Source organism: Streptomyces sp. RK62 (assembly GCF_018070255.1).
In the GTDB taxonomy this organism is placed as follows: Bacteria; Actinomycetota; Actinomycetes; order Streptomycetales; family Streptomycetaceae; genus Streptomyces; species Streptomyces nigra.
This window is the reverse complement of the sequence record NZ_JAGPYD010000016.1, coordinates 129,362-153,281: the sequence shown is the minus strand read 5'-3', so window position 1 is coordinate 153,281 and position 23,920 is coordinate 129,362. Positions and strand designations below refer to the sequence as shown.

Here is a 23,920-nt window from a genome sequence, read left to right as displayed (position 1 = left end):
AACTTGATTAGCGGCGATCTCCCGGATGCGGTTCGCCGGTGGCGTACGGGTTCTCCTGGTCCTCGGCGAGGATGCCGACGAACGGCTCGCCCTCGTCCGCGAAGGTGTAGGCGCCGCCCTCGATCCGGGCGATCAGGCCACGGGTCCACTCCCCCTCGGAGTCGGCGGTGTGGACCCACATGTTCATGATCTCGCCGATGTGGCCGAGCTGTTCGGGACCGTCCTCGGGCACGTAGTGCTTCAGGACGGCCGTCCGCCACTCCTCGATCCGCCGCACGCGCTCACGCAGCAGCTCCACCGCCTCCGCGCGCGGCAGGTCGACGAGGAAGCCCACGGCGGCCGTCTTCATGTCACCGCGCTGGTCGTAGGTGACCAGAGCCTCGCGCAGCAGCCGGAAGTACTCCTCGGTGCCTTCGCCGGTCACCTCGTACTCGGTGCGCGGCGGGCCGCCGGCCGTGGACGGGGCGATCTCGTGCGCGTACAGCAGTCCCTGCTTCGCCATCTGCTTGAGCGCGTGGTAGATCGAGCCCGGTTTGGCGTTGGACCACTCGTGCGCGCCCCAGTACTCCAGGTCGTTGCGCACCTGGTAGCCGTGGGCGCGGCCGTGCATACGGACCGCGCCCAGCACGAGGAGACGGATGGCTGACATGCCGTCCAGGTTAGAACGGGAAGCCGCTGCGGCCGTGCTGCACGGAGATCCACTTCATGGTGGTGAAGGCGTCCAGCATCGTCTCGCCGTTCAGCCGGCCGAGACCGGAGTGCTTCTCGCCGCCGAAGGGGACGATCGGCTCGTCGTGGACGGTGCCGTCGTTCACATGGAACATGCCGGAGTCGATCCGCTTGGCGAAGGCGACGCCGCGCTCGACGTCGGCGGTGTGCACGGCCCCGCTCAGGCCGTACGGGGTGTCGTTGACCAGCCGTACGGCCTCCTCCTCGCCGTCGAACGGCACGAGGAAGACGACCGGGCCGAAGACCTCCTGGCGCAGCAGCGCGGAGTCGGCCGGCAGATCGGTCAGGACGGAGGGCTCGACCAGGTTGTCCGTGGCCCTGCCGTGCACCAGGGCGGTCGCGCCCTCGGCGAGGGCCTGGGCGACCGTGCCGGTCAGGGCCTCGGCCTGGGAGGAGTTGATGACCGGGCCGATGACGGTCTCGGGGTCCCGCGGGTCGCCCACCTTCAGCGACTTCACCTTGGCGACGAACTTCTCGGTGAACGCGTCCGCGACCGTACGGTCCACGAGGACGCGGTTCGCCGCCATGCAGACCTGGCCCTGGTGGACGAACCGGCTGAACACGGCCGCGTCGACGGCGTAGTCGAGGTCGGCGTCGTCCAGGACCACCAGCGCGCTGTTGCCGCCGAGTTCGAGCACCGAGCGCTTGAAGTGCGAGGCGCAGACGGTGGCGACGTGCCGGCCGACCTTGTCCGAGCCGGTGAAGGAGATGACCTTGGGGACCGGGTGCTCGATGAACGCGTCGCCTATCTCGGCGATGTCGGTGATGACGACGTTGAGCAGACCGGCGGGCAGACCCGCCTCCTCGAAGATCTTCGCGACCAGCGAGCCGCCCACGATGGGGGTGTTCTGGTGCGGCTTGAGCACCACGGCGTTGCCGAGGGCGAGGGCCGGGGCTACCGACTTCAGGGAGAGCAGGAAGGGGAAGTTGAACGGGCTGATCACACCGACCACGCCGACCGGCACCCGGTAGACGCGGTTCTCCTTGCCGTCCACCGGCGACGGGATGATCCGGCCCTCGGGGCGCAGCGCCAGATGGACCGCCTCGCGCAGGAACTCCTTGGCCAGGTGCAGCTCGAACGCGGCCTTCAGCCGGGTGCCGCCGAGCTCGGCGACGATCACCTCGCTGATCTCCTGCTCGCGCTCCTCGACCACGCGCAGGGCCTTCTCGAAGACCGCGCGGCGGGCGTAGGGGTTGGTCGCGGCCCACTCGTGCTGGGCGCGGGCCGCCGCCCGGTACGCCTCGTCCACCTCGTCGACCGTGGCTATCGTGATCGACGCCAGCTTCTCGCCGTCGTACGGGTTGAAGTCGATGATGTCCCAGGAGCCTGTGCCCGGGCGCCACTCACCGTCGATGTACTGCTGAGCCAGGTCGGTGAAGTAGGACGACATGTGATCCCTCGATCCCTTGCGGACACCCGATCGGCCCGGTCGCCAATACGCTTGTCATCACGGTCTGATCACACGTCATCGTACTTGTGTTTCAAGAGAGTTGAAGGAGACCCCGGAGAAGATCCCGGCTCTCGTCCGGCCCCGGACTGTCCTGCTGGAGCTCCTTCAGCGCGAGCTCGTACTGGGCGACGTCCTCGCGCTTGTCGAGGTAGAGCGCGCTGGTGAGCTGCTCCAGGTAGACGACGTCCGAGAGGTCGGACTCGGGGAAGCTGAGGATGGTGAAGGCGCCGGACTCGCCGGAGTGCCCGCCGAAGCCGAACGGCATCACCTGCAGCCGCACATTGGGCCGCTCGGAGATCTCGATGAGGTGCTGGAGCTGGCCGCGCATGACCTCGCGGTCACCGTACGGCCGGCGCAGGGCCGCCTCGTCGAGGACGATGTGGAACTCGGGGGCGTTCTCCGCGACGAGGTACTTCTGCCGCTCCAGGCGCAGCGCGACGCGCTTGTCGATGTCGGACGCGCTCGCGCCCTTCATCCCGCGCGCGACGACCGCGTGCGCGTACGCCTCGGTCTGCAGCAGGCCGTGCACGAACTGCACCTCGTAGGCGCGGATCGAGCTGGCCGCGCCCTCCAGGCCGACATAGGTGGGGAACCAGCTGGGCAGGACGTCCGAGTAGCTGTGCCACCAGCCGGCGACATTGGCCTCGCGGGCCAGGGAGAGCAGGGAGGCGCGCTCCTGCTCGTCCGTGATGCCGTACAGCGTCAGCAGGTCTTCCACGTCACGCGTCTTGAAGCTCACCCGGCCCAGCTCCATCCGGCTGATCTTCGACTCGGACGCGCGGATGGAGTATCCCGCCGCTTCACGGGTGATACCGCGCGCTTCCCGCAGTCGCCTCAGTTGCGAGCCGAGCAGCATGCGCCGCACCACCGATCCGGGCTCTCCCGCGCTCACCTTCGCCAGCCTCCCCAACCGTCTTCCCGGCCCGCAGTCTGCCACTAAAACACTTCGAGCAGTACTCGCCCGATTACAGAGACGGAAAGAAGCCAAGGATTCCACTCGTGAAGCAGTCAGCGGAAGACAAGAAGAGGGGGTGAAGTTGGCGGAAAAAATGGCCAACAAGCGGTACGGGAGCGTCCAATTCGGTCACGTGCACGTGCATCTGCCCTTGCATCTGCTCTGCGCTTCCGAAACCATGGTCCCGCGCAACCGCTGCATCGCCACGACCGCGAACTCCCGGGAGTGCCTCGCATGGGGACGAATGGATCGACCATGCTCGAGCCGTTACGGCAGGGCCTTCCGCCGCTGGACCCCGCAGCCGTCTCCAACGCCGCCTCCTGTGCCCTGCCGGCCAGGTACGAGGCCGTCCGCGAGGCCCGGAACTTCACCCGCCGCACCATGGACCAGTGGGAACTGGGCGATCGCTTCGACGACGTCTGCCTCGTGGTCTCCGAGCTGGTGACGAACGCCCTCCGGCACGCCCTGCCGTCGAGCGCCCCGCGCTCGCCCGAGCAGCCCCCGCCGGTACGGCTGCACCTGATGCGGTGGACCGAGCGGCTGGTGTGCGCGGTGCGCGACCCCAGCCACGACAGCCCGGTCGCCCGCGACACCGACGACTTCTCGGCGGAGTCCGGCCGCGGGCTGTTCCTGGTGGAGTCCTTCAGCGACGGCTGGGGCTGGCACCCGATGGCGGGCACGCTGAGCGGCAAGGTGGTCTGGGCGCTCTTCCGCCTCCAGCCCGCCGGCTGCACCAGCCCCTCGGACTGACGAGCCGCCCCGTACGACGACGCCCGGGTTCTACGCGCGTCACAGCGGACGGGACGCCGTCCCGTACCGGTATGGGGCGGTATGGCCGCCTCAGCCGGCGACCAGGTGGTCGAACTCGCCGTCCTTGACGCCGAGGAGCATCGCCTCGATCTCGGCGCGGGTGTAGACGAGGGCCGGGCCGTCGGGGAAGCGCGAGTTGCGTACGGCGACATCGCCGCCGGGCAGCCGCGCGAACTCCACGCAGGAGCCCTGGGAGTTGCTGTGCCTGCTCTTCTGCCAGGCCACCCCGTCCAGCTCCGTGGCCGCCATGCCGTTGTACACGTCGTGGTCCACAGGTCGCTCCCCGATGGTGCGGTGGCTCTTCGCCATGAGGCATGAGGTGGTGCAGTGGTGCGTGTGCCGGACAACTGCTTTCGGATCATAGCCCCTGTTCACGTGCACCTGCATGAGCAGATGCACGTGCACGCGGGGTGTTCCCGCGGTTACTCATCAGACGTACGCAGGTGCTTCCGGCGTTCCAGCGCAGGCCCGGGAATCGCGTCACACGGGTGCGCCGGCCCCCGCTCGCTATCGTCGCGCCCCGGACGGAGCGGGGACGTCCGGATCGAGCCCCTTGTGCACCGAACAATGACGTGTTCCTCGCGGCGGTCGTTCCAAACTCAAGTATCCGCCCCCGCAACGGAGTTGGCCGACAATGCCGTATGCCGGGCGGTGCGGCCGGGGTCGCCCGCCGACTCCGGTGCCGTGGGCGCCCCCGAGAAGTCCCGGCTCTCCCGGAGACCACGAAGCGACTCCTTGGTAACTTGCTGCCGTCGTTCCGGCCACGCCCGGCCGGAACGGCCGTGCCGACCGCTACAGCTTGGAGCTCCCAGTGACCTCGGCGACTTTCTCGCGTACGCGCACCTCGGGCCGGTGGACGAGGGGCGTGGCCGTGGCCGCGTCCCTGGTGGGCGTGCTCGCGCTCACCGCGTGCAGCTCGGGCGGCGACTCCGACGGCGACGCCTCCCCCAGCGGCGCCCCGACCAGCGCCGGGACCGGCGAGGGCACGGGAGACGGGTCGGGCGGCGGTTCTTCCCCTGCCGCCGGTGATCTGGAGGGCAGCTGGCTGGCGACCACCGACGGCAAGGCCGTCGCCCTGGTGGTCACCGGCGACAAGGCCGGGCTGTTCGCGACCGGGGGCACCGTGTGCAGCGGCAGCGCCGGTGAGCGGACGATCAAGCTGTCGTGCACGGACGGCAGCAAGGACCGGGCGTCCGGGACGGTCGACTCCGTCGGCAAGGGCGAGCTGAAGGTGACCTGGAAGAGCGACCTGGGCGTGGAGACGTACACCAAGGCGGAGGGTGGCAAACTGCCGACCGGCCTGCCCACCGCCGGTCTGGGATCGTGATGTCCGATCGGTGACGTCACCGGCTCACCGACGCGACCTCCCGAGGACTCCATGCGCACCATCTCCGTCACCGCCTCCGTCGCCGCCCTCGCCGCGGCGCTCCTGCTGACCTCCTGCGACGACGCCGGGGACGCGAAGACCACCCAGGACAAGGCTGACAAGGCGGACACGGCGGCCGGGGCGGGCTGCGCCGCCGAGCTCGCCGTGCGGTTCGGGCCCGCCAACGCCGCGCCCGCCGCCGGGGACACCGGCAACGTGCCCGTCACCGTCACCAACCGCGGCGACGCCCCCTGCACCGTGGAGGGGCTGCCCGGTATGGAGCTGGTCGCGGGGGACACGACCGCCGCGGTCCCGGCCGCGGAGGCCGCCTCGGGCGGGAAGGCGACCTTCGCGAAGGGCGCCTCGCTGGCCTTCACCCTTACCTACGTCCGTGGCGAGGAGGGCGCCGAGACGTCCCTCGCGGCACGGACGGCGACGGTCCGGCTGCCCGGCGCCGAGAAGACGCACAGCTTCAAGTGGGCGTACGGCGACATCGCCCTGAAGAGCGACGGGAGCACGCCGGACGCCTCGGTGACCGGCTTCCAGCAGTCGACGGACTGACGGCCGGGGGCGGACGACCCGGACTCAGTTCAGCGGCCGGCGCGGGTCCACGCGGGCCCGGTCGGCCGCCTCCGCGCCCTCCGTCCAGCCCGCGTCGTCGCTGACCCCGCGCAGCCGGGTCGTCGTGGTCCGCGGGAACATCCGGTCCAGCCGGTCGGTGACCGCCACCTCGCGGGACGCCAGGACGGGAAGCAGGTCGTCGGTCACCTGGGTCCGCGCGGCGGCGGTGAGGCGGGTGCTCACCTGGTGGGCGTAGGCCGCCAGGAACGACTGCCGGAAGGTCTTGGTCCGTCTGCGGCCGCCCGCCCGCTGGGCGGCCTCCGCCTTCGTCATGGCGGTCTGGGCCTGCACCAGCAGGGAGGTGTACAGCAGCTCCACCACCTCCAGGTCCGCCTCGAACCCGACGACGGTGGAGAAGCCGAACGGCTCGTTCCACACGGCCCGGCAGTGGTTGGCCCGCGCCACCGCGTCCAGCAGCACGGCCTTGGCCTGCTCGTACGGCGGCTCGACCCCGATCCGGCAGGCGCCCGGCGCGTCGGCGGCCCCGGCCGGCGCACGGGAGGCGACCAGGGCCTCGTCGATGCTGTGCCGGGCCATCAGCTCCTGCGCCTTGGCGGTGAGCGCCTCGGCCTCCTGCGGGAACCCGGTCGCCTCGGCCTTCGCGAGCAGCGCGCGGATACGGGTGAGCATCCGGGACTCCGGGCGGGCGGTCCCGCCGGACGGGGCGGCCGTCTCCTCCAGGGGCTCCAGCGCGGGCAGGCGCAGCAGCAGGCGGTACAGCTCCAGGACCGCGGTGGCGTGCGAGAAGCGGTCGGTGCGGGGCGGGGCCTCGCCGGGCAGGGCGTCGAGCTGGGCCCGCCAGCGCGGTCCGCGCTCCCGGTCCTGGGGCGCCTGGTCCCGGATCAGCGCCGCGAGCAGGCGGACGTGCGGGTCGTCCAGGTCCCGCCGCACCAGCCGTACGACGTCGGCGGGCTGCCAGCCGCGCCGCCAGGCCGCCGCGACGAACTCCCTCCCGCGCCGCGCGAGTTCGGCGTCGGCCGCGGGGTCGGCGGCGAGCAGGCTGGCGCCCGTGTCGAGCGTCGCGTGCTCGGTGTCGTAGAGGGCGGCCTCGAAGGCGCGGTCGACGGTGCTGGGCGTGCTCACCCAGCGATCGTAAGTCTGTTCCCGCCGCCGTCCTCCAACAACCCAGGTCTGTCAACTACGGGTTGACACCCTAAGCCTGTCAACCTACGGTTGACACATGTCGACGAACCCGAGCATCACGTCATCCGTACGACTCGACGAACTCATCGCGGCCATCAAGAAGGTCCACGAGGAGCCCCTGGACCAGCTCCAGGACGCCGTGATCGCGGCCGACCACCTCGGCGAGGTGGCGGACCACCTGATCGGCCACTTCGTGGACCAGGCCCGGCGCTCCGGCGCCTCCTGGACCGACATCGGCCGCAGCATGGGGGTCACCCGGCAGGCCGCCCAGAAGCGGTTCGTGCCCAAGGAAGGCAACGACCTCGACCCCCAGCAGGGCTTCGGCCGCTACACCCCGCGTGCCCGCAACGTGGTGATGGCCGCCCACAACGAGGCCATCGCGGCCCGCAACCCCGAGGGCCGCCCCGAGCACCTCGTCCTCGGCCTGCTCGCCGAGCCGGACGGCATCGCCGCAAGGGCGATCACGGCCCGGGGCGTCCTCCTGGACACCGTGCGCCAGGCCGCCGCTGAGGCCCTGCCGCCCGCCGCCGACGAGATCCCCGAGCTCATCCCCTACGGCTCCGGCGCCAAGAAGGTCCTGGAGCTCACCTTCCGCGAGGCCCTGCGCCTCGGCCACAACTACATCGGCACCGAGCACATCCTGCTGGCCCTGCTGGAGTTCGAGAACGGCTCCGGCGTCCTGTCCGGGCTCGGCCTCACCAAGGAGGACGCCGAGGCGTACATCACCGAGGCGCTCTCGCAGTACCTCCGGAGCGGTGAGCGGACCGCCCGGCAGGCGGCCGGCGAGGACGGCACGGCCCAGGACTGAGGCCGATGTCAGACCCGGGTGCCACACTCGCGGCATGACCGACCGGTGGGCGCTCGCCCCGGCCGAGGACGGTGGCGCGGAGCTCGCCCCCCTCGGCCCGGACGGGCTGCTCGCGGGCCCCGTGCACCGCGCACCCGACCTCGCGGAGGCGGTGCGGACACGACCCGAGGTCACCCGGTGGGTGTGGCGGTCCACCGCCGAGGTCTATCCGCGCCTGCTCGCGGCGGGCGTCCGCGTCGAGCGGTGCTACGACATCGAGGACGCCGAGACCCTCCTCCTCGGCCACGAGGGGCGGCACGGCGCGCCGCGGTCCGCCGCCGCGGCCCTCGCCCGGCTGCGCGGCGGCCCCGTACCGCCCGATCCGCCCCAGCGCGCCGCCGAGCCGGGCTCCCAGTCCTCCCTGTTCGAGCCGCAGGCGGTCCATGTGCCGCTCGCCGACCTGGCCGAGGTGTACGCCGACCAGCAGCGGCGGCACGACAGGACCGCGCACCCCGACCGGATGCGGCTGCTCACCGCCGCCGAGTCGGCGGGCATGCTCGTGGCCGCCGAGATGAACCGTTCCGGGCTCCCCTGGAGCGCCGCCGTCCACCGTCAGGTGCTCACCGATCTGCTCGGCGAGCGGTACGCGGGCGGCGGGGAGCCGCGCCGGCTGGCCGAGCTGGCGGACGAGGTGTCGGCGGCGTTCGGGCGCCGGGTGCGGCCCGATCTGCCGGCCGATGTGATCAAGGCGTTCGCCCAGGCCGGCGTCAAGGTCAAGTCGACCCGGCGCTGGGAGATCGAGTCCGTCGACCATCCGGCGGTGAAGCCGCTGGTCGAGTACAAGAAGCTGTACCGGATCTGGGTCGCCCACGGCTGGTCCTGGCTGCAGGACTGGGTGCGCGACGGGCGGTTCAGGCCCGAGTTCCTCGCGGGCGGCACCGTCACCGGGCGCTGGGTGACCAACGGCGGGGGCGCCCTGCAGATCCCCAAGGTGATCCGGCGCGCGGTCGTCGCCGACCCGGGCTGGCGGCTCGTCGTGGCCGACGCCGACCAGATGGAGCCCCGGGTGCTCGCCGCGATCTCCCGGGACCCCGGGCTGATGGAGGTCGCCGGACGCGAGAGCGACCTCTACCAGGCCGTCTCCGACCGCGCCTTCTCCGGCGACCGCGCCCAGGCCAAGCTCGCCGTGCTGGGTGCCGTCTACGGCCAGACGTCCGGCGACGGGCTGAAGAACCTCGCCGCGCTCCGCCGCCGCTTCCCCAAGGCCGTCGCGTACGTCGACGACGCGGCGCGGGCCGGCGAGGAGGGGCGGCTCGTACGCACCTGGCTGGGACGGACCTCGCCCCCGGCCGCGGGCACCTCGGACGCGCCCGCCGAGGAGGCGGGCATCCCCGTCCCGGACGCCCCGGACACGCCGGCCGACGGCTCCTCGCCCCAGGACTGGGTGCCGGGGTACGCCTCGACGAACGCCCGCGCCCGCGGCCGCTTCGCCCGCAACTTCGTCGTCCAGGGCAGCGCCGCCGACTGGGCGCTGCTGCTGCTCGCCGCGCTGCGCCGGTCCTGCGCGGGGATGGCGGCGGAGCTGGTCTTCTTCCAGCACGACGAGGTGATCGTGCACTGTCCGCAGGAGGAGGCGGAGGCCGTGGTGGCGGCGATCCGCGAGGCGTCGGCGCTCGCGGGACGGCTCACGTTCGGGGAGACGCCGGTGCGGTTCCCGTTCACGACGGCGGTGGTGGAGTGCTACGCGGACGCGAAGTGAGGGGCGGGCGGGTCGCCTTGCCCGGGCAGGCGCTCTCCCGTACGGGCAGGTCGCTTCGCCGCGTCCTCAGAGAATCGGCGGCCGGCCCAGCCGGACGAGGCGTCCCACCGTGCGCCAGCTCATCGGCCGCCGCTCCCCCGCCGGTTCGCGGACGCCCTCCAGGAAGCCGCCGAACCACGCCCGCAGCCCGGCCGCCGACCGCGTGCGGGCCAGCGTGAGCAGCACCCACACACCGAGATGGACGGGGATGAGCGGAAGAGGGAGACGGCGCCGGGTCAGCCAGACCCGGTTCCGGGCGTTCACGCGGTAGTAGATGGCGTGCCGCGCGGGCGAGGTCTTCGGGTGCTGGAGCAGCAGCTCGGGCGCGTAGAGGATGCGCCAGCCCGCGTCGATCGCCCGCCACGCCAGGTCGGTCTCCTCGTGGGCGAAGAAGAAGCGCGCGGGCCAGTCGCCGGTCTGCGCGAGCATCGCCATGCGCAGCGCGTGCCCGCCGCCGAGGAAGCCGGTGACGTATCCGCCCCGCATCGGGTCGGACTTGCCGACCCTCGGTACGTGCCGCTGCTGTGTCTCGCCGTGCTCGTCGGCGATCCGGAACCCGACGATGCCGAGCCGGTCGTCGGCGGCGTACAGGTCCCGCACCCGGCGCAGCACATCGGCGTCGACGAGCAGCCCGTCGTCGTCCAGCTCGACGACGACGTCGACGTCCCCGAACGCGCGCAGCCGCTCCAGGGCGACGTTGCGCCCGCCGGGGCAGCCGAGGTTCTCGTCGAGTTCGATACCGGTGAACTCGCCGGGCAGGGACAGACGTTCGGCGAACTCGGGCAGCGGGGAGCCGTTGCCGACGACCACGATGCGGTGGGGGGCGAGGTCCTGTTTGGCCACGGACTCCAGCAGCGCGTCGACCTCCGCGGGACGGTTCCCCATGGTCACCACGGCCACGGCGATCCTCAGTTCCGTCATGCCTGTCCCTCGCCCGTCTCGTCCCACTGCCACCATCATCAACGGCGTGATGCTAGTGGTTCACCGGGGCGACGCGTCACGTTCGCCCGTGGGCCCCGGTCAGGCGCTCAGCGGATTGAAGCGCTCGGCCGCCATCACGTACCAGGCCGTGGCCCCCAGATGCCGGTACGGGTAGTAGCCGAACCCGAAGCCGGTGTCGATCGGACTGGTGGCCGACACGACGCCGGACCGCGCGGGCAGGGCGCGCCCGCCGACGGTCTGGCCGTCGCCGAGCCGGTCCTGGGCCCGTTCGATCGAGTCGAGCAGCCGCCGCGCCCGTGCCGCGTCGCCCCGTCCGTGCCGGTCGCGCAGGCAGAGCGCGAGATGGGCGGTGCCCTCGAACCAGACGCCGTTGCGGTCCGGCTTGGGCTGCCCGTCGGCGATCGGGCGGTCCTCGTCGGCGAGCAGACTGGCGGAGCTGAAGGTGACACCCGCGTACGACTGCCCGGCCGGGACCGTGCTGTTGGGCCGTCCGGCGTGGTCGGTGACGGCGAGGTGGCGCGCGGCCCAGTCGAGCGAGCGGGCGCGGGACCGCGCGTCGAGGGCGAGGTACGTCCAGGTCTGGGTGTCCTCGGGGATGGGCGAGCGGTTGACGGTCACCCCGTCGTTGGTGCCGGTGTAGAAGAAGCCGCCGTCCGCCTCCCACATCCGCTCCACGAAGGCGCGGGCGTGCGCCCGCCGCTCGCGCCAGACGCGGTCCCCCGTGAGCCGGGCGAGCCGGCCGAACAGGCCGACGAGGTCGGTGTTGTGCTCGGTGGACGTGAAGGGGAGCTTCGCGCCCGACCCGTCGACACCGAACTTGTAGCCGCCGAGCGGTTCGTCGTCCGTACGCCCGTTGCGCTCGATCCACTCCCCGATCCGCACGGCACCGTCGCGGAAGCGGCGCTTCCCGGTCCGCCCGGCCAAGGTGGCCAGCGCGATCCCGGCCCAGGCCATGTCGCCGACCGCCGTCCCCGTGAACCCGAACTGCGTCCCCACGTTGGCCGTGCCGTCCGCCCGCACGAACCCGTCGGGCTGCGGCGTGCCGTCGTAGAAGGTGTACGGCCCCACGTTGTACGCCTGCCGCAGCCGGCCGTCGTCATGGGCGGGGTCGTGCGCCTGCGCGTACAGCAGCGCGTCCCCGAGCGCGATCGCGCGGGCGTGCGCGTCCGGCGTACGGGCGGCGAGGAGGGCGAGGATCGCGAGCCCGTTGTCGTAGGTGAAGGCGGTGCTGAAAAGACCGGCCTGGTCGGTGTAGCTCTGGGCGAGCCGGACGGGCCCCTGCTCCGGGTAGGCGTCCATGGCGGCGGCGAGGAAGGCCACGGCCCTGCGTCCGGCGGACCCGGCGCCGTTCCCTCCGGAGGGGACACGCGCCTGTGCGGTGCCCGCGCCGGCCGCCGTGAGCACGGCGGCACCGAGGCCGGCCCCGATGAGCCCGCGACGGCTGAGCGCCGGGCCCTGTCTGTCGCTGAAGTCGGTCATGGGTCTCCCTCGGCCGGTGCTGGACACGTTTGAGAGCGCTCTCAAGAGCGCGCGGCCATTCTGCTGGCGACCGGGAGCCGGGTCAACGCTCGTGCACACGTCACTGGTTGCTGTGGATGAACGCCGAGGACAGGCCGGGTGCGGCGACGGCGTGGATCGGCCGTCGCCGGTGCTACCGCACGACCTTGGCGAGCAGCGAGGCCACGTCGGCGAGGAACTGGAGCCAGGGACGGGCGCGTTCCGCCCGCCGCCCCAGCCGTCTCCCCCAGCCCCCGGACCGGCGGCTCTCCCGCCGGCTGAGCACCTTGTCCCGCACCCGCTGTAAGTCCCTGATGCGCCGCGCTCCGACACGTGTATGTCGCCTCATACGGGGACGCTAGCGACGCCGGACAGTGCACCGCAGGGCAGAGGAGCGCCAAAGGGCGGGCGGGGTTATTGGCGGTAACCGTCAGAAGCGGGCGAGGTGACGAGCCGCCCCGAACTCCCTTTTGAGGACCACTAGTTGCCACGGGCCCCATTGCGTCGTTGCGCATACTGTCTGTTGTCACCGCTTCACCTAGGTCTCACGACTTCCGCAGGACAGGACGGGCAGCCCTCGATGACGGCCATCACCAGCATCCGACTCGACGACGGCTCGCTGCTCCGGGTGGAGACCACCGCACCGGCGACCGCGATCCCGGCACCCGAGGACGTCTACGAACCCATCCGGCGGCCACGCCCCGCCGACGACGCGGCCGGCGCGGCCGACACCCTGCGCGCCGCCGTCGACCGGGTGCGCCCGGCGGTCCAGGACATCGTCGACTCGCTGCGCTCCATGCCCCGCCGCCCGGACCGGATCACCCTGGAGTTCGGGGTGAAAGTGACCGCGGAGGCGGGCGTGGTCGTCGCGAGGAGCACGGCCGAGGCCCACTTCACGGTCGGCGTCGAGTGGGACACGACGGGCGGCACCGGCGCCTCCGATGCCGGCTGACCCGCTGCCGCGCCGAGCCCGCTACGAACGCGGCGCCGCCCGGGTGTTCTCGCCGGACGGCGAACCGGTCGGCGCCGGTTTCCTCGTGGACGAAGGCCTGCTCTGCACCTGCGCCCATGTCGTGGCGGAGCCGGACGGCGGCCCGCCTCCCGGCCCGGTCGAGGTCGACTTCCCGCTGCTCTCGGGTGCCGTACCGGGTCCGCGCGTCACCGCCGAGGTGGAGTCGTGGCGGCCGGAGGACGACGTCGCGCTGCTGCGACTCAAGGCGCCGGTGGACGGCGCCGAACCGCTGCCGACGGCGGACGGCTCCGACGGCGAGTGGGACCGGGACATCCGGGCGTTCGGCTTCCCGCCGCAGGTCCCCCGGGGCGTCAACGCGACCGGCACCCTGCGCGGCCGGCAGCGGGCCGACCTCATCCAGGTCGACCTGGACGCGCCGGGCGTGCGGATCGGGCCCGGGTTCAGCGGGGCCGCCGTATGGGACCCGGCGAACGAGGTCGTCGTCGGCATGCTCACCCTGCGCGGGAAGGGCCCCCTCGACGGCACCGCCTATCTGCTGGCGGCGGAGCGGCTGGTCGGTCCCGATGTGCTCGGGTGCCCGTTCCGGGGCCTGGACCGGTTCGAGACCGAGCACGCTCGGTACTTCCACGGCCGGGAGGACGAGACCGCGAAGCTCGTACGGGCCCTGGAGTCCCGGCCCGTGACCGTGCTCGTCGGCCCCTCGGGAAGCGGCAAGTCGTCGCTGCTGCGGGCCGGTCTGGTGACGGCTCTCGCCGATCGGGGGACGCCCTGGACGCTCCGGGTGCCCGACCCTGCGGACCCGGCCGGCGACGCGGTGGACACCCCTGACGCTGAGGACGCCTGGGTCGCCGACGCGGTCACCGCGGCCTGGCACCGCGCCGCCCCCGACGACGGTGCCCGGCGTGCGCGCTTCGACGCCGTGCGCGAGGCGTGCGCCGGTTCCGACGCCGACCGGCGCGCGCTGCGGGGCCGTATCAACGACGAACTCGGCCCGTCCGGGGCCGTATTACTGCTCGACCAGTTCGAGGAGTACGCCACCGCCGCGCCGCAGGGCGCGCTACGCGCCTTCCGGACCCTGTCGGCGCTCGCCCAGGCGCCCGACCCGGCCCAGGGCGGCGGGCTGCGGGTCGTGCTGACCGCCCGCTCCGCCACGCTGGAGGCGCTGACCGCCGCCGACACTTCGTCCCGCCTGGGCGACGCCGTGCTGTTCCTCGCCCCGATGACGGCGGAGGCGCTGACCCGGGCCGTCGAGGAGCCCGTACGGGCGGTCCCCGGTCTGCGGCTGGAGGAGGGGCTGGCCGGGCGGCTGGTGGCCGACGCGGTGGACGAGCCGGGCTGTCTGCCGCTGCTGCAGTTCGCCCTGACCCGGCTCTGGCAGCGGCGCGAGGCGCACACGATGACCCATGCCGCGTACGAGCGGTCGGGCGGTGTCGTCAAGGCGCTCGCCGAGTACGCGAACGACGAACTGCGGAAGTGCCTCGCCGCGACCGGTACGACGGAGGACACCGCCCGGCGGCTGTTCCAGCAACTGGCCCGCCCGGACGGCCAGGGCGGCTTCAGCCGACGTGCCGTACCCGTCCATCAACTCGTGCCCGGGCAAGCGGCGTTGGCGCACGCGCTCGCCAAGAGCCGTCTCCTGGTGCTGGACGTCGGGGAGCGCCCCGGCCCGCCCGGCACCGTGCAGGTCGTGCACGAGGCGCTGCTGTGGAAGTGGGAGCGGCTGGCGCAATGGCTGGCCGAGGGCGCCGAGTTCCGCGAGTGGCAGGACCGCACGGCACGCGACGCGGCGGAGTGGGACGGCGCGGGCCGCCCCGACGGACTGCTGCCGCACGGCGTACGCCTGAACCAGGGCCTGCGCTGGCTCGCCGAACGCCCCGATGACCTCACCTACCTGGAGCGCGCCTACCTGGAGGCGGGCCGGCGCCGGCAGCGGCGCGGACTGCGCCGGCTGTGGGGCGTCACCGCCCTGGTCACCGTGCTGGCGGTGCTGGCCACCACCCTCGCGGTGATCACGTACCGCGCCCGCCAGGACGATCTGCTCCAGCTCCGCACGGCCGCCGCCACGGAACTCGGCACCCTCGCCACCGACGTCGCGGAACGCTCCCCGGACAGCGCCTTCCGGTACGCGGCGGGCGCCTGGTCGGCGCGGCACACGCCCCAGGCGCGGCAGGCGCTCTTCGGGCAGTACGTGCGCGGGCACGACGTCGTCTCCGCGCACAGCGGGCTGTGGCCCGGCACGGTCCAGTGGACGACGATGTCGCCCGACGCCCGCACCCTGGTCGTGCTGTCCCGCCCGGACGGCGCGGCCGACCTGACCGCGACGGCCGTCACCGGCGCCCTCGACGGACGGCCCCGGGCGACCCGGCTCACGGGCGTCCCCGCCGGGCTGCGGGTCCAGGGTTTCCGGGACGCCGTCAGCGCCGACGGCCGGCGCTACGCCCTGGTCACCGTGGACGGACGGACCCTCCTGTGGGATCTGACCCGCCCCGGCTCCCGCCCCCGTCAGCTCTCCGGCGCTCTACCTGGCCGGGGCGACGTCTACACCCCCCACCTGGACTTCTCCGAAGACGGCACCCGTCTGCTCTACTTCTTCGCCTTCCAGCGGCCCCGCCCCGAGGACGACGGCCGCAAGGCGCTCGTCCGCCTCTGGGACACCGTGTCCGGCGACGCCCTGCCCGTCTCCCAGCGGCCCATGGCCCGGCGGAGCCCGCGCATGGCGTGGCTGCCCGCCGACGGTGACCGGATCGCGGTCGCCGCCACCGCGAGGAAGGGCGCGGACTTCCACCTCGACCTCTACGCCACGGCCTCCGGCGAGCAGGAGCGCCGCGTGTACGGCCCGGAGCCCGCCCTGAACCAGACCCCGGCCGACCGGGGCGTCTGGCTGGTCCGGCAGGACGGCGTCCGCTGGTACCCGCTGGTCCCCGGCGCGAAGGGACCGGACGGCACCTACCGGGGGACGGCCACGACGGCCGACCTCACGGGCACCCACCTCTACGGCGAGACCGGAACCGTGTCGGCCGAGACGGGCGACTACCGCCGTGTCACCCTGCGCGACCCCCGCGGCGGCGACCGCTACTGGTCGGTGACCCTGCCGGGCGGTTCCTCCGACAACACCCTCGGCGTCGCCGGCAGCGGCACCGGGACCCGCACGGTCCTGACCGCCGAGGGCGACACCCTGCTGCGCGCCCGCGCACGCCCCCTGCCGGCGGCACCGACCGACCGCTCCACGGCCACCGCCCTCGCTTTCGCACCCAAGAAGGACGGCTCACGTCTGGCGCGACTGCGCCCGGACCGACTGGAGATCCTCGGCCCCGGCGCCCGCACGCACGACACCCCGCTCCCCCGGCCGATCCGCGAGCTGGGCGATCTCGAACCACACCTGTCGTGGGTCGACCGCAAGGGCGGGGACGCCGTGCTGGTCTGGTCGCAGGAGAGCACGAACGCCTGGGTGTACGACGTGGACAGCCTGACCGCCCCCACCCGGGTCACCTGGGACTGCGGCCGGACCGGCGATCCGTCCTGGAACACCCCGCAGGACATCGCACAGACCGGCGACGGCGACCTGGTGGTGCTCTGCCTGGGCGACGCACTGGCCCGGCTGGACCCGCGCTCCGGGGTGCAGAGCGGCGGTCCCGTCCACCTCGAACGCTCCCCTCCGGAGCGGGGCTTCACCGGCGAGACCGGCCAGCTGACCCCCAGGCCGGGCCGCCCCCACGAGGTGGCGGTCGTCACCGACACCTGGCGTGAGGGAGGCCGCGTCGAGGTGTGGGACGTCCGGCGCGGCACAAGGGTGGCCCGCCTGGAGAGCACGCCCCTGGACTACGCCGCCGACCGCTGGGTGACGTTCACGCCCGACGGTGACCGTCTCGCCGCCCTCGACGAGGAGCGGCGCGTGGTGTGGTGGCGGGTGGACGACGAACGCCGGGACGGTCTGACCCGGTCCATCGCCGACGCCACCGGCGTGCTGGGCGTGGCACCGGACGGCACGCTCGTCGTCAACCTCGTGGGCGACGTCGGCCTGTTCGCCCCGGACGACGCCGAACCGCTGGGCCGGCTGCGCCAGACCTCGGGCGACAGTCTGCGTATCGCCCAGGTCCAGGGCGACCGGCTCCGCCTCCTCTCGGACAAGGACGACCGCACGCTCCACCTCTCCCCCGCGACCTGGCACACCACCCTGTGCGCGGCCCTCCCCGGCCCCAACAGCCGCACCCAACGCGACCGTCTGGACCTGGACATGGCCCGGGACACGGCACCCTGCCCGTCGCGTTGACCACGCCACCTGGCGAAACGTGAAACGCCCCGCCCTGCCCGAGGGGGGCGGGGCGGGGCCCGGAGACGTACGGCTCCGCATGCACGGGGGTGGTACGACGGAGCCGCGCGGTGCCGATAACCAGTCGGCGCCTCATCTCCTCACCGGGAAGACGAGCCTCGTGCCGGGGGAGCGTCGGCTGCTTCCCGGAGTACGGAGGGTGCGGACAGTACGGGGCACGCGGGGCATGCGGGCGTCACGGCTCCCGCCGCCCCTGCACCTTGATCGCGACGGCCAGCAGCGCCGCCGTCACGGCCGCCACATAGACGCAGGCCAGATAGGGCCCGCCCGGGAAGGAGACCCCGCCGGACTGCCCCTGGAAGTCGCTCAGCGCCAGAAACGGCATCCACGGGCCGATGTCGATCCCCGCCAGCCAGTCCCCCGTTGCGGACAGCGCCGGTTCGACGACCAGCGCCCACACCAGCAGGACGGTGATGGTCGCGCCACCGCTCTTCAGGAGGAGCCCGACGGCCAGGCTCAGCACGGCCATGAGGGCGAGCGCGACGGGAACGGTGAGGAGCTGACGCCACTCGAGCCCCCCGGAGGGCACGACATCGGCGTCGGGTGCCACGACGGACGCGACGGCGACGCCTCCCGCCCCCAGCACGACCCCCATCAGCGCCGCGAGCACCGCGATCACCCCGGCCTTCCCCAGCAGCAGCCGGGTCCAGGACGGTACGGCGAGCCGGGACTGCCAGATCGTGCCCGTGCGGAACTCCATCGTGGCGCTGCGGGACGCGAAGACCATGATCAGGAACTGTGCGAAGGCGGGACCGACCAGGACCTCGGAGAGCCCGGCCTCCTCCCCCTCCATGGGCGAGCGCACGGCGACACCGCTGAGGGTGAGCGACACCAGCGCGGTGATGCCCAGCAGCCATGCCGTGGAGTTGAGCGAACGCAGCTTGTACGCCTCTGCTTTCAGCACGGCGGTACTGGTCATACGGCCCTCTCTTCCGCCGGGCGCACCGAGCCCCGGTACTCCACCGAGCTGCCCGTGAGCTGGAGGTAGGCGTCCTCCACGGTCCCTCGGCGCGGGGTCAGTTCGAACAGCACGAGGCCCGCGCCGGCCACGGCCCGGCCGATGTCCTCGCAGCTCAGCCCGGTGACGAGCAGCGGCGGTGCGGACGGGTCCGGCCCCGGTACGCCGTCGGTCACGGTGGCGCCCGCGTGGGTGAGCAGGTCCCGCAGCCGACCGGGTTCGGGCCCGCGGACGAGCACCTCGCCCGCGGCGGAGGCGTCGACCGTGGTGAGTTCCGCGATGGAGCACTGCTTGATGAGCCGCCCCCGGCCGATGACCACCACTTCATCGGCCAACTGCGCCATTTCGGCCAGTAGATGACTGGACACGAGAACGCTGCGCCCCTCGCCGGCGAGCTGCCGCAGGAGCCCACGCATCCACGCGATGCCCTCGGGGTCCAGACCGTTGGCGGGCTCGTCCAGAATCAGAATCCCCGGATCACCCAGCAACGCCCCGGCCAGCCCCAGCCGTTGGGACATGCCCAGCGAGAAGCCGCCGACCCGCTGCTCGGCCACTTCCGTGAGCCCGACCCTGGTCAGGACCTCGTCCACCCGGCCGGTGTCGATCCGGTTGCTGTGCGCGAGCCACGTCAGATGCGCCCGCGCGCTGCGCTTGGGGTGCGCCCAGCGCGCGTCCAGCAAGGCGCCCACGACACGCAGCGGTTCGGCGTGCTCGTGGTAGCTGCGCCCCTGGATACGGGCCGTCCCCCGGTCGGGCCGGGTCAGGCCGAGCGCCATACGCAGGGTCGTGCTCTTGCCGGCACCGTTCGGTCCCAGGAATCCGGTGACGGATCCCGGGCGTACGGTGAACGACAGGCCGTCGACCACGCGCTTCTTGCCGTACGCCTTGGTCAGGTCGTCGATCTCGATGGTGGACATCCCTTGCCCCCGCCCGTCAGGCCGTGGCGAGCTGGTGGACCACGGCGAACCCGCCGGCCAGCAGCAGGAAGACCACCCAGGCAGCCTTGCCGACGGACGCTCCGCGCCGCACCGCGCGCACGCACTCGGCCACCGCCATCACCGCCGCCAGCAGCCCTATGCCACCGATCACCGCGCCCAGGACGTACGCCCAGGTGTGGTCGCCCAGAGTGCGCAGCAGCGCGGCGGCCAGCCCGAGCGGCAGTACCGGCCAGGCGTCACCGCTGACGGAGGACGGAGCCTCGTTCGGCGTCACGGAGGGGCTTTCGTTACTCATGTCTTCCTTGAGTCGAAGGGAAATCCGGTGGAGCGCGGTGGGGTGGGGAGTGCGGCGTGCGGGCCCCGGAGCGACGAGGTTCCGGGACCCGCGTCCGCCGCGCCCCTGTCCGGCCGGTCCCGAGGCGGCCCGTCCGGACAGCCCGGACATCAGAGACCGATGAAGTCCCGGACGGCCGAGTAGACCTCGTACACCGTGGCGCCGACCTCGATCGCCTTGCGGACGAGCCACGGCACATAGCGCTCGTACGCCTTCTTGAAGGCGTCGTAGCCCGCGCGGGCCGCGTCCTTCAGCTTGTTCCAGGCGCCGGAACCGAGGTCCTTGAGCTTGTTGATGATCCAGGACCACCGGCCGCGCTCCCCGGCCCGGTCGCCCTGGACGTCCTTCGAGGTGGTGGCGGCCTGGCCGACCGTCGAGGCCGCCGGAGCCAGCTTCACCTCGGCGGCCGACTCATTCCGGCCGCGGGCCCGCGGCACGCAGATACTCCAGCCCCGCCCTGTCCGTCTCGTCGTACGCCGTACACAGCCGGTGGACGACCGTCCAGCGCCCGCCGGGCAGGGCACCCCCGAACATGGAGGCCGTACCGGTCCTCACCGCCCGCGGGCAGTAGCGCTCCGGTCATGGTCCACGACTTCGCCCTGCGGCCGAACAACCTGGTCGGCAGCGACCGCCTGTGCCATGGCGGCTCCAAGCCCCATCGCGCCGCGCGGCAGACCGAGAGGTCCAGCACATGCTCGACGCCGGACTCCATGCGCGGGCGCCCGACCGAGATCCTCGCCCAGCGGACACCGATCGACTGACGCTCCCGCGCTATACGCGACGTCGGGCCCGACTGGACAGCCATCCAGCATCCCGCGGGCGGGCCACGACTCGGCCCGCCCGGATGGCCTCAAACGCGCACAGCGCCAGACACGGGACTGCGCTGGAGGCAGCGCGGCGGTGGCGGTCAGTTGAGCCGTTGTCCCATCTTTGCTGACTGCCGGTTGTGCCCCTTGGTGTCCCACCACTCCTCCAGATGGGCGTGGACGAGGTGCACGAGCTGCTGCAGTCGGTCGGGAGGGGGTGCGGGGGAGGTGAACACATCCGCCCAGGACTTGTCGCCCCAGGGGAGGGTGACCACCCAACGTTCATCCGGGTGGTCCTGGCCGCCCACAGTCAGCCAGTAGGTCAACGTCGCGCTGCGGTCAGGACGGTGCTCGACCGTCATTGCGACGACGTGGAACCTGATTCCGTCAGCGGTGACGTACGAGCGGCTCAGAGCCTGCTCGGCCGGTGTCTGTTCCTCCACGGAGGTCAACCACCCTTTCACCTCGGCCCACACCCCAGACGGCTATCAGCAGCGAGCAGCGCCGACGGCGGCACGCTGATCGACCTTGTAGGCCGTCAGGAGGTCGTTGGTCCCGGCCGGGGTACCGATGATAGTGCGGAACTTCTCCACCCGCGGGCACTGATTGGCGTATGTGGAGTACCCACCGCGACCATTGGCGTCCCCGGACCAGATGGCAGTGCTTATCTTCCGGTCCATCGTGCTGTTCCAGCCGTGCCGCGCCTTGATGTGCTTCCAGCCCCACGTGCTGGTACCACAGCGCAGTGTGAACTCCTTGGGACCTCGGTAGTACTTCTTCAGGACGTAGTTGCGGCTGTGGCTCCTGCACTTGGCGTCAAAGCTGTCGGCCCGTGTTGTGACGGTCTCCCCGGAGGCGGGGGACGCGGCGGACGCAGAACCGGCTGCCGGTATCAGCAGGGCCGGTATGACGGCAGCACTGGCCAGCGCTGCCTTGACGGCAGTGTTGTAAAGCATGTGTTCCCCTCTGTTCTCCCCGTGGTCAGCGGGGAGTTGCGCGAAACGCCACACTCGTGACGTTGCGTCACCGTTTCATCTCTGACTGTGCGCCGTCAACAGAATTCACGCCATGCCATCCAGGCACAGGCTTCACCGCGCCGAGCAGGCCCCTCACCCCAATCGGTGCCTGTGTCCTCGGCTTCGCCGCCGCACCGGCCTCCCGGAACCTGCCCCTTCGCGGTCACGGCCCGCGGTAGGGCGGCTGGCCCCTTGGCGAGGCCGGGATCCATGACCGCCCTCTGCACGACGGGAGCCGCCACACCGCCAGCACGATCCTGAATGAGCTAGGCGTCGATCAGCCAGACACGGAGGTCGCCACCTGCCCAAGGACGCCATGCGGTGGATAGGCGGAGAGTCCTTCACGCCTTCCCCCACCAAGACCAGAACGGAGACCACCGACACCCGTGCGGCCCGCTCCCCACGCCGTCGCCGCATCCGCTGATGCAAAAAGCCCAGCTCAGAGGCGTCTGAGCTGGGCTTCGGATGGAGCCGCCTTCGGGATTCGAACCCGAGACCTACGCATTACGAGTGCGTTGCTCTGGCCATCTGAGCTAAGGCGGCGCGCTGCCCGCACTATGGTGCGATCGGCAACGACGGTAAGTCTACACAGTTTCTGTGGTGCTCCGAACCAGCCCCCGGACCGCCCCGCAGGCCACCCCCACGCCGCCCCGGACCCCTGCTGCCAGGGCGGACAGGGCGGCACAGGGCGACGGAACGAAGCAGTCGGCCGCCGGCGTCAGCAGCGCTTGTCCGCGGCCGGCGCCTTCCCCCGGACGAGGTACGCGTTGATCGTGCGGTCGACGCACACGCTGCCCCGCCCGTACGCCGTGTGCCCGTCGCCGTCGTAGGTGAGGAGGCGGGCCGAGGAGAGCTGGCGGGACAGGGCCTGGGACCAGCGGTACGGGGTCGCCGGGTCGCGGGTCGTGCCGACCACCAGGATCGGGGCCGCTCCGCGCGCCTCGATGCGCTGCGGCTGTCCGGTCGGGGCCACCGGCCAGTACGCGCAGTTCAGGGTGGCCCAGGCCAGGCCCTCGCCGAAGACCGGGGACGCCTTCTCGAAGGCCGGGAGCGCCTTGCGGACCTCCTCCGGCGTGGAGAAGGCCGAGGGCAGGTCCAGGCAGTTCACGGCGGCATTCGCGAACATCAGGTTTGTGTAGCGGCCGTCGGCGTCACGCTCGTAGTAGCTGTCGGACAGGGCGAGCAGCCCGGAGCCGTCGTTCTCCCGCATCGCCGAGTTCAGCGCGTCGCGCAGGGTCGGCCAGGCGCCCTCGTCGTACATCGCCGCGATCACACCCGTGGTGGCCAGGGACTCGCCGAGCTTGCGGCCGTCCGCGTCTCCGGTGGAGACGGGCCGCGCGTCGAGCTTCCTGAAGAACGCCTTGAGGTTGGTCCCCACCTTCTTCGCCTCGTCGCCGAGCGGGCAGTCCTCGCGCCGGACGCAGTCGCGGGCGAACGCCCGGAACGCCGTCTCGAAGCCGGCCGTCTGGTCGAGGTTCATCCGCCGGGCGGGCAGCGACGGGTCCATCGCGCCGTCCAGGACCATCCGCCCCACCCGGTCCGGGAACAGCCCGGCGTACGTCGCCCCGAGGAAGGTGCCGTACGACGCCCCCACGTACGCCAGCTTGTCGTCGCCGAGCACCCCGCGCAAAAGGTCCATGTCGCGCGCCGCCTCGGTGGTCGAGACATGGCGCAGCAGACCGGGGGCGTCCGCCCCGCAGCCCTCCGCGAACCGCTTGTACGCGTCGACGAGCTCACCGACCTCCTTCTCGTCGTCCGGCGTGAAGTCGGTCTGGGTGTACCGGTCCATCTGCCGTCCGTCGAGGCATTCGACGGGCTCGCTGCGGGCGACTCCGCGCGGGTCGACGGCCACCATGTCGTAGCGGGCCCGGACGTCGACGGGGTAGCCGATCCCGGCGTACTGCTGGAGGTAGGCGATGGCCGAGCCGCCCGGTCCGCCCGGGTTCACCAGCAGCGAGCCGAGGCGTTCGCCGGGGCCGGTGGCCTTCTTGCGGGCGACCGCGAGCCGGGTCTGACCGGCGTCCGGCTTGGCGTAGTCGAGCGGCGCCTTCAGCGTGGCGCACTGGAACCCGGGCACCCCGCACGCCCGCCAGCTCAGCTTCTGGTCGTAGTACGGCGCGAGGGCCGCCGGTGTCGAGCGCGGCAGCGCGGCCAGCGCCGCCCCGGCCGCCGGGTTCCCCGCCGGCTTCGCCGCCCCGCCGGAGGAGCAGGCCGAGACGAGCAGCGCGGCGGCGCCGAGCAGGGCGCCGAGGGTGCCCGCCCGCCGGGAACGGCGACGGCGGTCGCGTGCGCCCGGCGTGCTCGCGGCCGGGGCGGGGAGAGCTGAGGTGCTGCGCCAGATGTGCATCTGGCGAGCGTAACTCTTTGGAGTCACATGGAAGCCCTCCGTGCATGTCTGCGCTCGTACGTGTTACACCGTGCGTCACTCGGTCGCTTCCCCGCCTCGGCCGCAGGAGCGGTAAGCCG

Annotated in this window: 24 protein-coding genes, 1 tRNA gene and 1 pseudogene; 9 read left to right on the top strand and 17 right to left on the bottom strand. The window is 72.4% G+C overall.

The annotated features are described in order from the left end of the window. Window positions 1–7: 7 nt before the first annotated feature. The 3 genes from KBY32_RS28585 to KBY32_RS28575 all read right to left on the bottom strand — a co-directional run bounded on the left by KBY32_RS28585 (window position 8) and on the right by KBY32_RS28575 (window position 3,036). On the bottom strand, window positions 8–649 hold the full coding sequence (locus KBY32_RS28585; RefSeq protein WP_210982132.1) for a PadR family transcriptional regulator: 642 nt from the start codon (window positions 647–649) through the stop codon (window positions 8–10). 10 nt (window positions 650–659) lie between these two features. After that, window positions 660–2,120, bottom strand: coding sequence for an aldehyde dehydrogenase family protein (locus KBY32_RS28580; RefSeq protein ID WP_055624725.1), 1,461 nt, complete (start codon window positions 2,118–2,120; stop codon window positions 660–662). A gap of 91 nt (window positions 2,121–2,211) precedes the next feature. Continuing rightward, the gene (locus tag KBY32_RS28575) at window positions 2,212–3,036 is read right to left on the bottom strand and encodes a helix-turn-helix transcriptional regulator (protein WP_055624746.1); all 825 of its coding nucleotides are present in this window, start codon (window positions 3,034–3,036) and stop codon (window positions 2,212–2,214) included. Between the two features lie 333 nt (window positions 3,037–3,369). Between KBY32_RS28575 and KBY32_RS28570 the strand changes: the two genes are divergently transcribed. Next, entirely contained in the window at window positions 3,370–3,885 is a 516-nt protein-coding gene (locus KBY32_RS28570; RefSeq protein WP_210982131.1) for an ATP-binding protein, read from the top strand. A gap of 90 nt (window positions 3,886–3,975) precedes the next feature. Here KBY32_RS28570 and KBY32_RS28565 read toward each other — a convergent pair whose 3' ends face one another. Then, entirely contained in the window at window positions 3,976–4,254 is a 279-nt protein-coding gene (locus tag KBY32_RS28565; protein ID WP_055624727.1) for a DUF397 domain-containing protein, read from the bottom strand. Between the two features lie 556 nt (window positions 4,255–4,810). Here KBY32_RS28565 and KBY32_RS28560 point away from each other — a divergent pair. After that, window positions 4,811–5,272 carry a hypothetical protein gene (locus KBY32_RS28560; protein ID WP_115504607.1) on the top strand — a complete coding sequence of 154 codons (462 nt, stop codon included), beginning with the start codon at window positions 4,811–4,813 and terminating at the stop codon, window positions 5,270–5,272. Window positions 5,273–5,323: 51 nt separating this feature from the next. Then, a complete protein-coding gene (locus KBY32_RS28555) occupies window positions 5,324–5,872 on the top strand; it encodes a DUF4232 domain-containing protein (RefSeq protein WP_210982130.1) in 549 nt (182 codons plus the stop codon). A 24-nt stretch (window positions 5,873–5,896) separates the two neighbouring features. Here KBY32_RS28555 and KBY32_RS28550 read toward each other — a convergent pair whose 3' ends face one another. Continuing rightward, entirely contained in the window at window positions 5,897–7,015 is a 1,119-nt protein-coding gene (locus KBY32_RS28550) for a DUF2786 domain-containing protein (RefSeq protein ID WP_210982129.1), read from the bottom strand. 97 nt (window positions 7,016–7,112) lie between these two features. On the opposite strand from KBY32_RS28550, the gene KBY32_RS28545 reads away from it, so the two are divergent. Together KBY32_RS28545 and KBY32_RS28540 are read left to right on the top strand one after the other, a co-directional pair. Further along, a complete protein-coding gene (locus tag KBY32_RS28545) occupies window positions 7,113–7,883 on the top strand; it encodes a Clp protease N-terminal domain-containing protein (RefSeq protein WP_210982128.1) in 771 nt (256 codons plus the stop codon). A 34-nt stretch (window positions 7,884–7,917) separates the two neighbouring features. Beyond that, on the top strand, window positions 7,918–9,621 hold the full coding sequence (locus KBY32_RS28540; RefSeq protein ID WP_210982127.1) for a bifunctional 3'-5' exonuclease/DNA polymerase: 1,704 nt from the start codon (window positions 7,918–7,920) through the stop codon (window positions 9,619–9,621). A 66-nt stretch (window positions 9,622–9,687) separates the two neighbouring features. On the opposite strand, the gene KBY32_RS28535 is transcribed toward KBY32_RS28540, so the two are convergent. The 3 genes from KBY32_RS28535 to KBY32_RS28525 all read right to left on the bottom strand — a co-directional run bounded on the left by KBY32_RS28535 (window position 9,688) and on the right by KBY32_RS28525 (window position 12,397). Then, window positions 9,688–10,581 carry a glycosyltransferase family 2 protein gene (locus tag KBY32_RS28535; protein ID WP_055624733.1) on the bottom strand — a complete coding sequence of 298 codons (894 nt, stop codon included), beginning with the start codon at window positions 10,579–10,581 and terminating at the stop codon, window positions 9,688–9,690. A 99-nt stretch (window positions 10,582–10,680) separates the two neighbouring features. Further along, on the bottom strand, window positions 10,681–12,081 hold the full coding sequence (locus KBY32_RS28530) for a Tat pathway signal sequence domain protein (protein WP_210982126.1): 1,401 nt from the start codon (window positions 12,079–12,081) through the stop codon (window positions 10,681–10,683). Window positions 12,082–12,253: 172 nt separating this feature from the next. Continuing rightward, window positions 12,254–12,397 (bottom strand): hypothetical protein, encoded by a 144-nt coding sequence (locus KBY32_RS28525; RefSeq protein WP_210982125.1) that lies wholly within the window; start codon window positions 12,395–12,397, stop codon window positions 12,254–12,256. 282 nt (window positions 12,398–12,679) lie between these two features. Between KBY32_RS28525 and KBY32_RS28520 the strand changes: the two genes are divergently transcribed. Further along, a complete protein-coding gene (locus tag KBY32_RS28520) occupies window positions 12,680–13,051 on the top strand; it encodes a CU044_2847 family protein (RefSeq protein WP_055624735.1) in 372 nt (123 codons plus the stop codon). Further along, window positions 13,041–17,342, top strand: coding sequence for a serine protease (locus KBY32_RS28515; protein WP_210982124.1), 4,302 nt, complete (start codon window positions 13,041–13,043; stop codon window positions 17,340–17,342). Before KBY32_RS28520 ends, KBY32_RS28515 begins: the two co-directional genes overlap by 11 nt. 235 nt (window positions 17,343–17,577) lie before the next feature. On the opposite strand, the gene KBY32_RS28510 is transcribed toward KBY32_RS28515, so the two are convergent. The 5 genes from KBY32_RS28510 to KBY32_RS35730 form a co-directional block, all read right to left on the bottom strand. Next, window positions 17,578–18,321 carry a hypothetical protein gene (locus KBY32_RS28510; protein WP_210982123.1) on the bottom strand — a complete coding sequence of 248 codons (744 nt, stop codon included), beginning with the start codon at window positions 18,319–18,321 and terminating at the stop codon, window positions 17,578–17,580. After that, the gene (locus KBY32_RS28505; RefSeq protein WP_210982122.1) at window positions 18,318–19,277 is read right to left on the bottom strand and encodes an ABC transporter ATP-binding protein; all 960 of its coding nucleotides are present in this window, start codon (window positions 19,275–19,277) and stop codon (window positions 18,318–18,320) included. The genes KBY32_RS28510 and KBY32_RS28505 overlap by 4 nt, the downstream gene beginning before the upstream one ends. Before the next feature lie 16 nt (window positions 19,278–19,293). After that, window positions 19,294–19,593: a hypothetical protein gene (locus KBY32_RS28500; RefSeq protein WP_210982121.1), complete on the bottom strand. Its 300-nt coding sequence runs from the start codon at window positions 19,591–19,593 to the stop codon at window positions 19,294–19,296. Between the two features lie 149 nt (window positions 19,594–19,742). Then, window positions 19,743–20,030, bottom strand: coding sequence for a hypothetical protein (locus KBY32_RS28495; protein ID WP_210982120.1), 288 nt, complete (start codon window positions 20,028–20,030; stop codon window positions 19,743–19,745). Between the two features lie 13 nt (window positions 20,031–20,043). Beyond that, a complete protein-coding gene (locus KBY32_RS35730) occupies window positions 20,044–20,166 on the bottom strand; it encodes a hypothetical protein (RefSeq protein ID WP_282108031.1) in 123 nt (40 codons plus the stop codon). Between the two features lie 47 nt (window positions 20,167–20,213). Here KBY32_RS35730 and KBY32_RS28490 point away from each other — a divergent pair, with 47 nt between their 5' ends. Then, window positions 20,214–20,393, top strand: a complete 180-nt coding sequence (locus KBY32_RS28490; RefSeq protein WP_210982119.1) for a hypothetical protein — start codon at window positions 20,214–20,216, stop codon at window positions 20,391–20,393. Window positions 20,394–20,539: 146 nt separating this feature from the next. Here KBY32_RS28490 and KBY32_RS28485 read toward each other — a convergent pair whose 3' ends face one another. Then, window positions 20,540–20,881, bottom strand: coding sequence for a hypothetical protein (locus KBY32_RS28485; protein WP_210982118.1), 342 nt, complete (start codon window positions 20,879–20,881; stop codon window positions 20,540–20,542). A 45-nt stretch (window positions 20,882–20,926) separates the two neighbouring features. Then, window positions 20,927–21,394 (bottom strand): hypothetical protein, encoded by a 468-nt coding sequence (locus KBY32_RS35555; protein WP_247690112.1) that lies wholly within the window; start codon window positions 21,392–21,394, stop codon window positions 20,927–20,929. A 251-nt stretch (window positions 21,395–21,645) separates the two neighbouring features. Here KBY32_RS35555 and KBY32_RS35550 point away from each other — a divergent pair. Beyond that, a pseudogene (locus KBY32_RS35550) lies at window positions 21,646–21,878 on the top strand (integrase); the annotation flags it as partial. Between the two features lie 42 nt (window positions 21,879–21,920). On the opposite strand, the gene KBY32_RS28475 reads toward KBY32_RS35550, so the two are convergent. Then, a tRNA-Thr gene (locus tag KBY32_RS28475) sits at window positions 21,921–21,997 on the bottom strand. A 175-nt stretch (window positions 21,998–22,172) separates the two neighbouring features. After that, window positions 22,173–23,801, bottom strand: coding sequence for an alpha/beta hydrolase (locus tag KBY32_RS28470; RefSeq protein WP_210982117.1), 1,629 nt, complete (start codon window positions 23,799–23,801; stop codon window positions 22,173–22,175). Window positions 23,802–23,920: the final 119 nt, after the last annotated feature.